At 71.1% G+C, this 12,902-nt stretch carries 10 protein-coding genes; 6 read left to right on the forward strand and 4 right to left on the reverse strand.

The genetic code is table 11. The features are described 5' to 3' along the window. Positions 1-196 precede the first annotated feature (196 nt). On the reverse strand, positions 197-814 hold the full coding sequence (locus FRANEAN1_RS04060) for a hemolysin III family protein (protein ID WP_049795892.1): 618 nt from the start codon (positions 812-814) through the stop codon (positions 197-199). 376 nt (positions 815-1,190) lie between these two features. Here FRANEAN1_RS04060 and FRANEAN1_RS04065 point away from each other — a divergent pair, with 376 nt between their 5' ends. The 3 genes from FRANEAN1_RS04065 to msrA all read left to right on the forward strand — a co-directional run bounded on the left by FRANEAN1_RS04065 (position 1,191) and on the right by msrA (position 5,992). Continuing rightward, positions 1,191-3,014 carry a phosphoenolpyruvate carboxykinase (GTP) gene (locus tag FRANEAN1_RS04065; protein ID WP_020458483.1) on the forward strand — a complete coding sequence of 608 codons (1,824 nt, stop codon included), beginning with the start codon at positions 1,191-1,193 and terminating at the stop codon, positions 3,012-3,014. Positions 3,015-3,696: 682 nt separating this feature from the next. Beyond that, positions 3,697-4,989, forward strand: coding sequence for a PhoH family protein (locus tag FRANEAN1_RS04070; protein ID WP_020458484.1), 1,293 nt, complete (start codon positions 3,697-3,699; stop codon positions 4,987-4,989). A 337-nt stretch (positions 4,990-5,326) separates the two neighbouring features. Next, the gene (msrA, locus tag FRANEAN1_RS04075; RefSeq protein ID WP_020458485.1) at positions 5,327-5,992 is read left to right on the forward strand and encodes a peptide-methionine (S)-S-oxide reductase MsrA; all 666 of its coding nucleotides are present in this window, start codon (positions 5,327-5,329) and stop codon (positions 5,990-5,992) included. A 312-nt stretch (positions 5,993-6,304) separates the two neighbouring features. On the opposite strand, the gene radC is transcribed toward msrA, so the two are convergent. Beyond that, positions 6,305-6,967: a DNA repair protein RadC gene (gene radC, locus FRANEAN1_RS04080; RefSeq protein ID WP_020458486.1), complete on the reverse strand. Its 663-nt coding sequence runs from the start codon at positions 6,965-6,967 to the stop codon at positions 6,305-6,307. Between the two features lie 180 nt (positions 6,968-7,147). Between radC and FRANEAN1_RS04085 the strand changes: the two genes are divergently transcribed. Continuing rightward, complete coding sequence (locus tag FRANEAN1_RS04085) at positions 7,148-7,708, forward strand: hypothetical protein (RefSeq protein ID WP_020458487.1); 561 nt, start codon at positions 7,148-7,150, stop codon at positions 7,706-7,708. Positions 7,709-8,035: 327 nt separating this feature from the next. Here the strand turns inward: FRANEAN1_RS04085 and FRANEAN1_RS04090 are convergent, their stop codons facing one another. Further along, a complete protein-coding gene (locus FRANEAN1_RS04090; protein WP_041253672.1) occupies positions 8,036-9,490 on the reverse strand; it encodes a hypothetical protein in 1,455 nt (484 codons plus the stop codon). A 507-nt stretch (positions 9,491-9,997) separates the two neighbouring features. On the opposite strand from FRANEAN1_RS04090, the gene FRANEAN1_RS04095 reads away from it, so the two are divergent. Beyond that, positions 9,998-10,654, forward strand: a complete 657-nt coding sequence (locus FRANEAN1_RS04095) for a nucleoside monophosphate kinase (protein WP_018502151.1) — start codon at positions 9,998-10,000, stop codon at positions 10,652-10,654. A 75-nt stretch (positions 10,655-10,729) separates the two neighbouring features. Here the strand turns inward: FRANEAN1_RS04095 and FRANEAN1_RS04100 are convergent, their stop codons facing one another. Next, on the reverse strand, positions 10,730-11,299 hold the full coding sequence (locus FRANEAN1_RS04100; RefSeq protein ID WP_020458489.1) for a hypothetical protein: 570 nt from the start codon (positions 11,297-11,299) through the stop codon (positions 10,730-10,732). A gap of 511 nt (positions 11,300-11,810) precedes the next feature. On the opposite strand from FRANEAN1_RS04100, the gene FRANEAN1_RS04105 reads away from it, so the two are divergent. Next, positions 11,811-12,362: an NUDIX hydrolase gene (locus FRANEAN1_RS04105; protein ID WP_041253673.1), complete on the forward strand. Its 552-nt coding sequence runs from the start codon at positions 11,811-11,813 to the stop codon at positions 12,360-12,362. Positions 12,363-12,902 lie beyond the last annotated feature (540 nt).

Consider the following 12,902-nt stretch of genomic DNA (forward strand, 5'->3'; position numbering starts at 1 on the left):
CGGCGGCCACCGGTCACCCGTCCCGGGTGATTCGGCATTTCGTATCCCGGTCGGCCGGGCCAAGGGGCCGGCCCCTTGGCCCGGCCGGGTGACCGGTCCGGTGACCGTCCGTGGTGGATCCGGGCACGGTCTTCGGTGGCGGGCGGCGGGGCTGCGGTCACCGCCGCGTCACAAACACATGCGGGTGTGCCGGGAGTCAGCCGAGCATGGCGATCATCAGTGCTATGTAGTGACAGCCGGCGGCGACGAGGGTGAATGCGTGGAACACCTCGTGGTACCCGAAGGTGCTGGGCGCCGGGTCAGGCCGGCGGGTGGCGTACACCAGCGCGCCGAGGCTGTAGCAGGCGCCGCCCACCAGTAGCAGGACCATCGCGGCCACGCCGGCCTGGTGCATCAGCTCGGGTATGACGAAGACGGCGACCCAGCCCAGCGCGATGTAGAGCGGGACGATCAGGAAGCGCGGCGAGTGCAGCCACAGCATGCGCACCAGCACGCCCAGCGCCGCGCCGCCCCAGACGACGGCCAGCACGATGCGTGCGGTGTGCTCCGGCATCGCGATGAGGGCGAATGGGGTGTAGGTGCCGGCGATGAAAATGAAGATCATAGAGTGGTCGAGGCGCTTCATCAGCGAGCGGGCGCGTGAGGTCGACCACATTTTTCGGTGATAGAGGGCACTGGTTCCGAACAGTGCGGCAATGCTGATCGCGTAAACGGCCACCCCGAGGCGGGCCCTCAGTGTCGTGGCCAGTGCCACCGCAATGACGCCGAGTGCGAGGCTCACGGGGAATGCTCCGGTGTGTAGCCACCCCCGCATGCGCGGTCGCACCAGGTCACGCGGATGGGAGTTCGGGGTCGCGTCGTCGGAGCCGGCGGTCTGCCGCGCGGGGGAGGCCACGGGGCAGAACGATATCGGGTCGGCATCGGGGTCACGAAGCGGAGCCGACCAGCGGCGGTCAGTCCGTCCCGGTGCGTGATGGATCCTACGTTTCCGCGTACTGCCTACCGCGCGACTCTGCACCGAAAGAGCGGTACAGTCTAATGATCCTGAACGCGGCCTCGAACTGCCCCGTTTCCCACAGGTTTGTACCTGGGTGTCTGGTGGTGTTCGGGTGCGAACGCGGCACCTGGCTCACGGCACTCGCACACGGGACGAGAACGCGACAGGTTCAACTCGACCGGAGGTGTGAGCTGTGACGACCGCGGCACAGATTCCCGGGCTGGATGCCGCCCCCACCAAGCACGCCAGGCTGCTCGCCTGGGTGCGTGAGATCGCCGAACTCACCCAGCCGGACCGTATTGAATGGTGCGACGGCTCGGAATCCGAGTTCGATCGGCTGACATCACTGCTCATCGACAAGGGCACTCTCGTCCAGCTTGACGACGAGAAACGCCCGAACAGCTTCTACGCCGCTTCGGACCCCAGCGACGTGGCGCGTGTGGAGGACCGGACCTACATTTGTTCGGAAAAGGCCGAGGACGCCGGCCCGACGAACAACTGGCTTGATCCGGCCGAAATGCGCACGAAGCTGGGTAAGCTCTTCTCCGGATGCATGCGGGGACGGACGATGTATGTCGTCCCGTTCTGCATGGGTCCGCTCGGTTCGCACATCTCGGCGCTCGGCGTCGAAATCACGGACTCGCCCTACGTCGTCATCTCTATGCGCACGATGACCCGTATGGGGACTCCCGCGCTGGACCAGCTCGGTGACGACGGCTTCTTCGTCCCGGCGGTTCATTCACTGGGCGCGCCCCTGGAGCCGGGCGCGACGGACGTCCCGTGGCCGTGTAATTCGACGAAGTACATCACGCACTTCCCGGAGACCCGCGAGATCTGGTCGTACGGCTCCGGTTACGGCGGCAACGCGCTGCTCGGCAAGAAGTGCTACGCCCTGCGCATCGCCTCGGTCATGGCGCGTGACCAGGGGTGGCTGGCCGAGCACATGCTGATCCTCAAGCTGACCTCGCCGGCCGGCAAGGTCCACTTCATCGCCGCCGCGTTCCCGTCGGCATGCGGCAAGACCAACCTCGCGATGCTGATCCCGACGCTGCCCGGCTGGAAGGCCGAGACGGTCGGCGACGACATCGCCTGGATGCGCTTCGGTGACGACGGCCGGCTCTACGCCGTCAACCCGGAGGCGGGTCTGTTCGGGGTGGCTCCGGGCACCGGCGAGGAGACCAATCCGAACGCGGTCAAGACCCTGTGGGGGAACGCGGTCTTCACCAACGTCGCGCGGACCGACGACGGTGACGTCTGGTGGGAGGGCCTCACTCCGGACAAGCCCGCACACCTCATCGACTGGAAGGGCCGGGACTGGACGCCCGACTCGACCGAACCGGCCGCGCACCCGAACGCCCGGTTCACCGTGCCGGCGAGCCAGTGCCCGACCATGGCGCCCGAGTGGGAGAACCCGGCCGGCGTTCCCATCTCGGCGATCCTGTTCGGCGGCCGCCGCGCGACGGCCGTCCCGCTGGTGACCGAGGCGCCGGACTGGCAGCGCGGGGTGTTCTTCGGCTCGATCGTCTCCTCCGAGACCACTGCCGCCGCGGCCGGGGCGATCGGCAAGCTGCGACGGGACCCGTTCGCGATGCTGCCGTTCTGCGGCTACAACATGGCCGACTATTTCGCCCACTGGCTGGAGATCGGCAACAAGGCCGACCCGGACAAGCTGCCGCGGATCTACTACGTGAACTGGTTCCGCAAGAGCCCCGAGGGCCGTTACCTCTGGCCAGGGTTCGGCGAGAACAGCCGCGTGCTGGCCTGGGTCGCGAGCCGGCTCGACGGCGAGGCGAAGGGCACGGAGACCCCGCTGGGCATCCTCCCGGCCCCGGGCGAGCTCCCCACCGAGGGCCTGGACGTCTCCGAGGCCGACCTGGAGACGCTGCTCTCCGTCGACACCGAGGTGTGGCGGCAGGAGGCGGAGCTGATCCCGGAGCACTACAACACCTTCGGCGACCGCCTGCCGGCCCAGCTGTGGGCGGAGCACGAGGCCCTCACCAAGCGCCTCAACGGCTGACGGCCAGCCAGCCAGCTCGCGCGGGCTGAGCTCGGCGCGGGCCGGGTTTCTCGAGGGCTGAACGGCCTCGAGGGCCAGGCGTCTGGACGGCTGACGACCGGAGGAGACCGACCGCACCGCGGCCGGTGTCCCTCCCCGGGGCGTCGAACCGGCGTCCGCGATCATTCGCGGGCGCCGGTTCGGCGTTTCGGGGACGGCCGCGGTGCGGGGAGAGCGTTGCGGGGACGGCGTTGCGTGGAGAGCGGCCCGCGGCCCGTGCCGGCGCGGGGTAGCCGAGGCCGGGGTGCGCGCGGGACGGGCCCCGTGCCGTCGAGGCTGGTCCGCGGTGGGAAGAGTCTCACCGCGCCAGGAGGTCCGAGCGCCGCCGGCGCCGCGACCTGAGAAGAACTGACCGGTTTCGGTCCGTGAGATTATTCGCAGAGGGTGACTAGAACCGAGTCTTCGCCGAGCATGGACCACGAAGGGCACACAAAGACAAGCGAAGCGTGTTGTAAGAAGTTGGTCGCCATCTTGCGGGGTGACGGCTAACGTGAGAGCCCTAGCGTCTCAAGTCGTGGTCCGACATCGGGTCGGCCACTCGGGAGGCCCCTCGGTGCCGCAACTGCGACAACGTCAGGAGGCCGGTACCCGGCTCCTGCTCAGGGGCCCGGTCCCGGATACCTCCGAGTAAGCGGGTGGGCGTGTGCCACGAACGCATGTCGTCGACACAAGCGTGCTGCTCTCTGATCCTGGCGCGCTGCTGCGGTTCGCGGAGCACAATGTCGTGCTCCCCCTGGTCGTCATAGGGGAGCTGGAAGGTAAGCGAAACCACCCGGAGCTGGGTTGGTTCGCCCGGGAGGCACTGCGCATCCTGGATGACCTCCGGATCCGCCACGGCCGGCTGGACCAGCCACTGCCGTTGGAGACCGGTGGAACGCTCCGAGTGGAACTTAACCACACCGACTCGTCCGTGCTTCCACCGGGGTTCCGCGTGGACGACAACGACTCCAGGATCCTCTCGGTGGCCCTCAACCTCGCGCGCGAAGGCGCCGAGGTGGTGCTGGTCACGAAGGACCTGCCGCTGCGTGTGAAGGCATCCGTGGTCGGGCTCGCCGCGGAGGAATACCAGGCACTGTCGCCGGTGGACAGCGGCTGGAGCGGGATGGCGGAGCTGACCGTCAGCCAGGACGATCTCGACCGGCTCTACGCCAAGGAGCTCGTCGAGGTCGCGGAGGCGGCCGACCTGCCCTGCCACACCGGCCTCGTGCTCACCGCGCCCGGGGGGAGCGCCTCGGCGCTCGGGCGGGTCACCGCCGACAAGTCCATCCAGCTCGTCCGCGGCGACCGCGACGCCTTCGGGCTGCACGGCCGCTCCGCGGAGCAGCGGGTGGCCCTCGACCTGCTCCTCGACCACGAGGTCGGCATCGTCTCCCTCGGTGGCCGCGCGGGCACGGGAAAGTCCGCCCTCGCCCTGTGCGCCGGCCTCGAGGCGGTCATGGAACGCCGGCTGCACCGGCGGGTCGTCGTCTTCCGCCCGCTCTACGCCGTCGGCGGCCAGGACCTCGGCTACCTGCCCGGCAGCGAGAACGAGAAAATGGCACCGTGGGCGCAGGCCGTCTTCGACACCCTCGGCGCGCTCGTGTCGCCCGAGGTCATCGAGGAGATCGTCGATCGGGGCATGCTCGAGGTGCTCCCGCTCACGCACATCCGCGGCCGCTCGCTGCACGACGCCTTCGTCATCGTGGACGAGGCACAGTCGCTTGAGCGGGGCGTGCTGCTGACGGTCCTGTCCCGGCTCGGCCAGGGCTCGCGGGTCGTCCTCACCCACGACGTCGCCCAGCGCGACAACCTGCGGGTCGGCCGTCATGACGGAGTCGCCTCGGTCATCGAGACACTCAAGGGCCACCCCCTGTTCGCCCACGTCACCCTGACCCGCTCCGAGCGGTCCCCGATCGCCGCCCTCGTCACAACCATGCTCGAGGACCTGGTGCTCTGATCGTGCCCAACCGGTCGAACTGGCCCAGTTTGGCCTAACTGCCCCGAACCCCCGCCCCAACCATCCCGCATCCACTGGACGTCCACCCTCACGGAACCTCGGGGCGCCCAGGGACCGTCGCCGCCCGGGCACGTCGTGGTGCCCGGGCGGCGACGGGCGTCCGGGGAAGCCTGGCGGGTGGGTGAGTCCATGGACTCACTGAGCACCACACATCGGCCCGGCCGCCAGGATGCCGGGTGCGGGGCGTCGGGAACGGGACAGGGGCCTGCGGGGGGTCGGGAACTTGGGGAAGTCCGCGGTGGTTGTGTCTGTCGGAACTCCCCGGAGGTGGTTCGCGATGTTCTTCGGTCGCCACAAGACGACCCTCCCGACTGCCGACCAGGCCCTGCCCGGCCGCGGCACGCCGATCTTCACCGGCCCCGACCGTCACACCGTCCTCGGCGCGTCCTTGCTCGGCCCCTTCCCGGAGGGGCTGCGTACGGCGGTGTTCGGGATGGGCTGTTTCTGGGGTGCGGAGCGCAAGTTCTGGCAGGTCCCTGGGGTGTACTCGACCGCGGTCGGCTACGCCGGCGGGATCACGCCCAACCCGACCTACGAGGAGGCCTGCTCCGGCCTGACCGGCCACACCGAGGCCGTGCTCGTCGTCTTCGACCCGGCGAAGGTCAGCTTCGCCGAGCTGCTGCGGGTCTTCTGGGAGGCGCACGACCCGACACAGGGCATGCGCCAGGGCAACGACGTCGGCACCCAGTACCGGTCGGCGGTCTACACGACCGGCGAGGACCAGGCCGCGGCCGCGCTGGCGAGCCGGGACGCTTTCCAGCGCGTCCTCACCGCCGCCGGCTACCCGGAGATCACCACGGAGATCGCGCCCGCCGGCCCGTTCTACTACGCCGAGGAGTACCACCAGCAGTACCTGTCGGACGCCAAGAATCCCCACGGCTACTGCGGCCTGGGCGGAACCGGAGTCAGCTGCCCCGTCGGCCTCGCGTCAGCGGAGTCCTGAGCGATCGCCAGCCGGTTGGACCAAGCGCTCCGACCGGCTGGCGGCCAGTGTGTCCAGACCCGTGGCCGGTGTCCGAGGGGCTGCGTGCCGCCAGCAGGGCCTGGGGAGGCACCGTCGGGTCGGTGAACGAGACCCATAGCCCCCCGCCGAGACGGTGCCCGGGGCGGACGACGAGCATCTGGTCGATCTGCACCGACAGGGTGGCCGCCCAGACTCGTCGGCAGTCACCTGCTCGAAGAGCGTCCTACTTCGGTCCCGGGGTGGCCGCGGGTGATCGCCTTGAGGGTGTGGGTGCGGGTCCCGCCCGCGGGCTCAGGCGTCGACCACCCGGCGCCACGTCTCGTCGGTGATGACCACGTGGTCGAGGAAGCGCAGGCCCAGCAGCGCGGCCGACTCCCGGAGCCGGGTGGTGACGCGGCGGTCGTCCGCGCTCGGCTCGGGGTTGCCGTCGGGGTGGTTGTGGGCCACTCCGAACGCCGAGCCCCCGCAGCGCAGCACGTAGCCGAGCAGGTCGCGCATGCTCAGCGGGCTGTGGCCGGACGCGCCCTGCGTGAGCAGCCGCGCCCGCAGGATGCCCGCGTTGCCGTCGCAGACGACCACGACGACACGCTCGCCGCGCAGGCCGCGCAGCAGCGGCGCGGCGGCCTCGGCCAGTGCCGCCGTGCTGGTCAGCCCGGTGGCGCCGGCCGCCGGGGGCCGGGCGCGCCGGCCCAGGTGGAAGGCCGCGCAGACCCGGGCCGCCTTCGCCGGCCCCACCCCGGGCTGCGCGATCAGCTCCTGCGGGTCGGCCCGTGAGAGCTCGTACAGCCCGCCGTGCCGGGCGATGAGCCGCCCGGCGAGATCGACCGCGTCACAGCCGGGCGAGCCCGACCCGAGCAGGAGCGCCAGCAGCTCGCGATCGGCGAGTGCCTCGGCGCCCGCGGCCAGGGCTCGCTCGCGTGGCCGTTCCCGTATCGGAAGATCCTTCACCCGCATGGCTACCCCGTTCATGGGCGAGTGACATCACGAGCCGGGCCCACCGTGCCCGACGTCGTATCACGGTAGACGGCGGGTACGACGGGTTCCGCCAGTCGCGGCGCCCCGGGGGTATCGCAACGTCGCGGGGCGCCTGCGCGTCTGTTCTGTGCCTGCACACTTCGGCGCGTGGGGGAACATGTGGCTCGCCGTAACAACGACCACCGGACGTGGGACGAACTCAGCCGCCCGGAACAGCGGACCGGGCTGGCGCTGCTCGCCGCCGTCGGGCTCGTCGCGGTGATCGGGGTGTGGTTCCTGATCGGTGGTGACGGCGCGGACGCCGAGACCGGCGCGGCCGCGCCCCCGACCATCGACATCGAGGCCGAGCTGGCCGACTGGTACCAGTCCACGTCGGCGGTGCGCACGGACGTCGCCAGGGCGGCCACCGACGTGCGCACCCACATCGACGCGAACGACGGGATCTCGCTGCGGCCGGCCTGCGAGGTGCTGGACCGGGCGGCCCGGGACGCGGCCGAGATCCCGGCCGCGCCGCTGGAGTCGGCGGCTCGGACCTGGTCCGACGGCGCCGCGGCCTACGCCGGCGCGGCCAGGGCCTGCGGCAACCTCTTCGACGGCACGCCCGTCCCGCCGCCCACCCTGCTCACGCGCACGACGTCCGCCCTCGACACGGCGGACGGCCTGTGGGCTCGGCTGGCGTCCGACCTGGGTGAACCGGCCCTCGTGGTCCCCCCGGCCTGAGCCGGCCGGGTTCGGGCGGCGTGGCTTCGGTGCCGCGACACTTCGGCTGATGGACGGCCCCGCCGTCACGGTGACGCCCGAGCACGCCAAGGGGGACGCCGCGGCTGCGGGGGCCGGCCGGGCCCGTCCTGCTCGCGTTGTGGGGGCGGCTCGATCCGGCTGCTCCCGGTCTGCGTGGAGACGGCCTCGCCGTCCATGGCGACGCCGCCATCCTGACCGGGCTGCGGCCGGGCTGAGGCCGGGCTGATCAAGGCCGTCCCGGTGCTCGCGGGTGCGGCGCTCCCGCCGGCGTGTCCTCAGGGATCCGCCGGCGGGAGCGCCGCCGGCTCACGAAGTGCCGGTGGGCCGGCGGAACAGCGTGGCGGTGGGGGCCGCGGCGGTCAGCGTGGCCTTGGCCGGGGTGAACAGGAAGGACTTCTGCGGCAGGCCGTCCGGGCCGAGGAAGAACGCCTGCTCGATCGAGTCGACCTGGATGCGTGCCCCGGTGTCGTATCCCGCGCCGATCAGCCGGGTCGCCTGGATGGAGGCGATGTCCTCGGCGACGGTGCCCGGCGGGAGCGCGATCGCGGTCTGCGCGGGGGAGTCCCGCTGGATGGACCACGCCGGATACACCCCGCTGGAGCGGAACGTGTTGGGGTTGCCGGAGAGCCGGACGCCCACGGACAGCCCGACCCAGGCGTCGTCGGTGTTCGGCTGGCCCAGCGTGCTCTTACGGATGACCAGGTACAGGTAGTTGCGGGGATCGCTGATCATGTCGGTGGACGACGCCTCGGGGGCCTCGGTCACCTTGCCCTCGCGGTTCACCTCCTGGGCCATCACCCAGTACGTCCACGGGTTGCGGTCCATGACCCGCTCGCGGGCCTCGTCCGCCTGGTCCAGGGGCTCGCCCAGGGCGAGGGAGAAGCGCATCTTGCCGTCCGTCGGGTCGCACATGTTGTTGTTCAGCGTGCAGGTCTGCAGGACGGGGTGGGTGCCCTCGAGACGTCCGGTGAACGGGGCCTGGACGTGCTCGGGCGCCTGGATCACGGCGCTGCCCGGGACGGCGTTGCCGGCGGCGTCGACCTCGACCTGGTAGGTCCACTCGATGTCGGTGGTGCGGCCCCAGCGGGCCATCAGCGCGGGCGTGGACGTCCCGCCGTCCTCGTTGCTCCAGATCATGGAGTAGGTGAACAAGCGGTGCCCGGAGACCGCGGTCGGGGCCTCGGAGTAGAAGGCGACGAGCGGGGCGTCGGTGAGGGCGTTCTGGAAGGGGCCGGTCGCCGGTGTCCCGGGCAGAAGCGCGGGGTTGGCCGCCGTGCGCCCGTAGAGCACCGGGGCGTTGCGGGCCGCCGCGTACTGGGGGTCACCGGGCGAGATCGTGCGGAAGGCGAAGTCCGACAGCTTCGCCGTGGACGACCCCTGCGGGGAGCGGTCCCCGGCGAACAGCAGCCGCAGGTTGTGCTTCCCGGGGGTGAGCGCGCCGAGGGCCAGGCCGCGCCGGATCGGGAACGACGCGGGGATCACCACGTCCGTCGTGTAGGTGCCGTCGACGAACACGGAGACCACGGCGGACTCGGAACCGACCGTTCCCCAGGAGACGCCCGGGGCGGACGTGGTCACGTCGAGCACGACCTCGCCCGCGTTGTCCACGCTGAACGGGACGGTCGTCTCGGCCGCGCGGTCGAGCACCACCTCGGCGGGCGCGGCGGGCGCGTCACCGCTCGAGTCACACGCCGCGACGGTCACGGCGAGCAGGGTGGCGGCGAGCCCGCCACCGAGCAGTCGGCGAATTACCCCAGGCACCCGATTCTCCTTCTGTGATCCGGGAGCACCCGCCGCGCCGCGGCCGTCCCACCCGTCCCGAATCGTCACGCGATCCTGCGTTTCTCCATCCTGACGTCTCAGTCGCGTTCGGTCGCAGCCGCCTCCCCCTAATGGGGGGTGTCATCCTGGAAGGTCCAGTTGGCGGGCACCCGTTTGGTCACTCTCGGTTGAGGGTGCGGGTGGGGGCCGGACGTCCGCGAGCGGGGTGACCGCTGCCGCGGGTGGCGGATGTCGCCTGCCGCGACGGCCGGGAATCCCTCCGAACGTGCCCGCAGCGGACGCGGAGGCACAGGCCCGTCCGGCATCATTCTTGAGGGGTACGTGCAGCAGGGGTGCGTGAGCGCGTGGAGACAGACGCCCGGAGCCAGGAACGCTCGTACCCATGGCACGCCATCGGCAGCCAGATCAGGGCTCCCCGCCGCACGGGTCGTCGGCTGGGTGGGGAGCCGCCCGACCACAGGCCGTCGAAGCACGCGGGGAGGCACCGTGCGCAAGTTCGTGATCATGGGCGTGCAGGGCAGCGGGAAGGGGACCCAGGCGAAGCTGATGGCCGACGAGCTCGACCTGGTCCACATCAGCGTGGGCGACGTGTTCCGCTGGAACGTGCAGAACCACACCAAGATCGGCGCGCAGGTGCGGCGGATCGTGGCCAGCGGGCACCTGGTGGGCGACGACCTCGTCGAGTCGGTGGTCCGCACCCGGCTCACCGAGCACGACTGGAACTACGGGTTCATCATCGACGGGTTCCCGCGCAACGCCAGGCAGGCGGAGTTCTTCCTGGAGAGCTACGACATAGACGGCGTCATCTACCTCGACCTGCCGGACGAGGAGGTGGTGCGCCGGGTGCTGGCTCGCCGGCTGTGCTCGCGATGTGGTCTCGACTACAACCTGATCGCGAGCCGGCCGCAGATCGAGGACACCTGTGACGTCTGTGGGGGCGCGCTGGTGACGCGCTCCGACGACAACCCCGAGGCCCTCGCGGTGCGGCTCTCGGAGTACCACGCGAAGACCCGGCCGGTGATGGAGATCTTCCAGCGCAAGGAGCAGGTCGCCGTGGTCGACGCGCGGCGCTCCGTCCTGGAGGTACAGGCGGAGATCCGCGACCAGTTCGCCCTGCCGTCACCGCGCGCCATGGCACGGTGACGGCCTCGCCCGGCGGATCCACTCCGGCCCGGTGATGATCCGCCGGTCCGGCGATAATCCCCCGGTCCGGCGGAGTCACTGCTTCTGGAAGACGACCGCGATCGCGTTCGCGGAGCCGACGCCGGCGGCCCCGATCGTCCCGGTCACGCCCTTGCCCCGGAACTCGATCGAGCTGGCGATGCCGGCGACACCGACGTCCCGGGTGATCTCGTACCCGGCGGCCGGCAGCGCCTGGCGGTAGAAGGCGCGGGCGGCGTCGCTGTCCACACCCTCCATCGTGAACGTGGAACGGCTGCCGGTGGTCGTCCCCACCTTCACGGTGGCGCCGGGCGGGATCGGGAAGTCGGGCGGGATGTTCGTGCCGCGCAGCGCCTCCGCCCCGGTCGCCGTGTCGACGCGGCCGACGCCGGGCAACGACGTCGGGAGCGCGGTCGGGATCGCTGTCGGCAGCGAGGTCGGCAGGCCGCTGGGCAGGCTGGTCGGCAGGCCGGTGGGCAGGCTCGCCGAGGGCCTCGGGACGTCCAGGTCGCCGTCGGAGCCGTTGCAGCCGGCGAGGGTGACCGCAGCCACGGCCGCCATCCCCACCGCCAGCAGCCTGCCCCGGCATACCCGCGGCCCGACCTGGGTGAGGGTGATTTTCGGCATGCCCGGTCCTCCCCGTGCTCATGATCGCGCCGTGCCGCCGCGGCCCGTCATGCGGCGGATCTGCACAAGATCGACTGAGGACACCCTAGCGGCACATCGTCCGAACCCGTCTCATCGTGTCACGAACGCGACGGCCCCCGCATCCCGCCGAACTCGCCCCATCCCCGGAACTCCCCGCATCCCGGGGGAACGCCCAGCATCCCCTGCGAACCAGGTGGATTGGGCGGGGGACAAGCGGGGGATAGGGAACTACGTGCCACCCGGAGGCGGGATCACTGGCGCCTCGGGCCCGGCGTGGGCGGGCCCGAGGCGGCGGGGTCGCCCACGCCGGGCCCGAGGCGCGGTCGCACGATTCCGGCGACTGATCGTCAGGCCTGCTGGTCATGGCGGTTTAGCCCACTGTGCCCCCATTGTCCATACGTGGAGTCAGGGAGTGTGTACGGAGCCGGTCCGATAAGTGTCACCCCATCTGGGGGGTGCCTTGGGCGGCTTACACCTGTACGTTCCTTTTGTGGCGGTCACGAACAACGCGGTGATCGGTGTTGCGCTGGGGTACATCGAGGCCAACCCCGACGAGACGGACCTACTACGTTCCCTGATCGTGCTCGCACTGCACGGGCCGCCAATCGTCACTCGCTCCACGACTCCGGCCCATGTCACGTGCAGCGCGGTGCTGGTCTCGCCCGACTGGCGGGTGCTGCAGACCAGGCGGCGCCCCGCCAGGAACTGGCGGCTGCCGGGCGGGCACATCGACCCCGAGGACCAGTCGCTGCTCGGCGTCGCGCTGCGCCACCTCGCGACGGAGGCCGACATCGAGGCGAACGGCCTGATCCCGGCGAGCGTGTTACCCGTTGACGTGACGGCCCACCCCATCGACGCCGTCCCCGCGCTCAGCGAGCCCGAGCACGTGCACTACGAGGCCACTTTCCTGCTGCACGTCGACGACCGCACGCTGCCCGAGCCGTCGGCCCGGGGGATCTCCCGCCGCTGGGTGAACCTCGCCGACGTACGCGGCAAGCTCGGCGACAAGCTCCGGCTGGCCTCCAACCGCGCCGAGGTCTGACCTACCGCCCCGGGCCGCCCCGCCGCCCCGGTAGGGCCCCGCGGGCTGTTCGCCGCTGCCCCCGCGAACGCCCCGAATGACCTCGGACAATGTGTTCCGTGATGTGACGGGTCCGCGTCCGGGTTATTTCTCGGCCACGGCGTCGGCCGGCCTGGTCGCTGTGGCCGGTGAAATCCGCGAAACAATACGCGCACCGCTCTTCTCTCGCGTCCCGGCCGCCGCTACACACATCTGGTGGCAGCGCGCGGGACCGGCCGGCGGGGGACGACCCCTGTCGTCGATGGCCCTGACCCTGGCGCTGGTCGGCTGCATCGCCTGCGCCTCGTGCCTTCCCCTGCCACGGCGGTCCTGCCCGCTCCCGGTGAGGCCCCCACCGCGCCAGCCGCCCGCGATTCCCCTCGGGCGGCCGGCGACGGAGCCGACCCGTTGAGCACCCCGTTGATCCGGCCCCTGATTGGGGTTGGGGGACGATCGGAAAAAGATCCGGGTAGTGCGGAATGATCTTCAGGTGAAAGTGATTCGCTCGGGACGACAACGGCA

Source organism: Parafrankia sp. EAN1pec (assembly GCF_000018005.1).
Classification (GTDB): domain Bacteria; phylum Actinomycetota; class Actinomycetes; order Frankiales; family Frankiaceae; genus Parafrankia; species Parafrankia soli.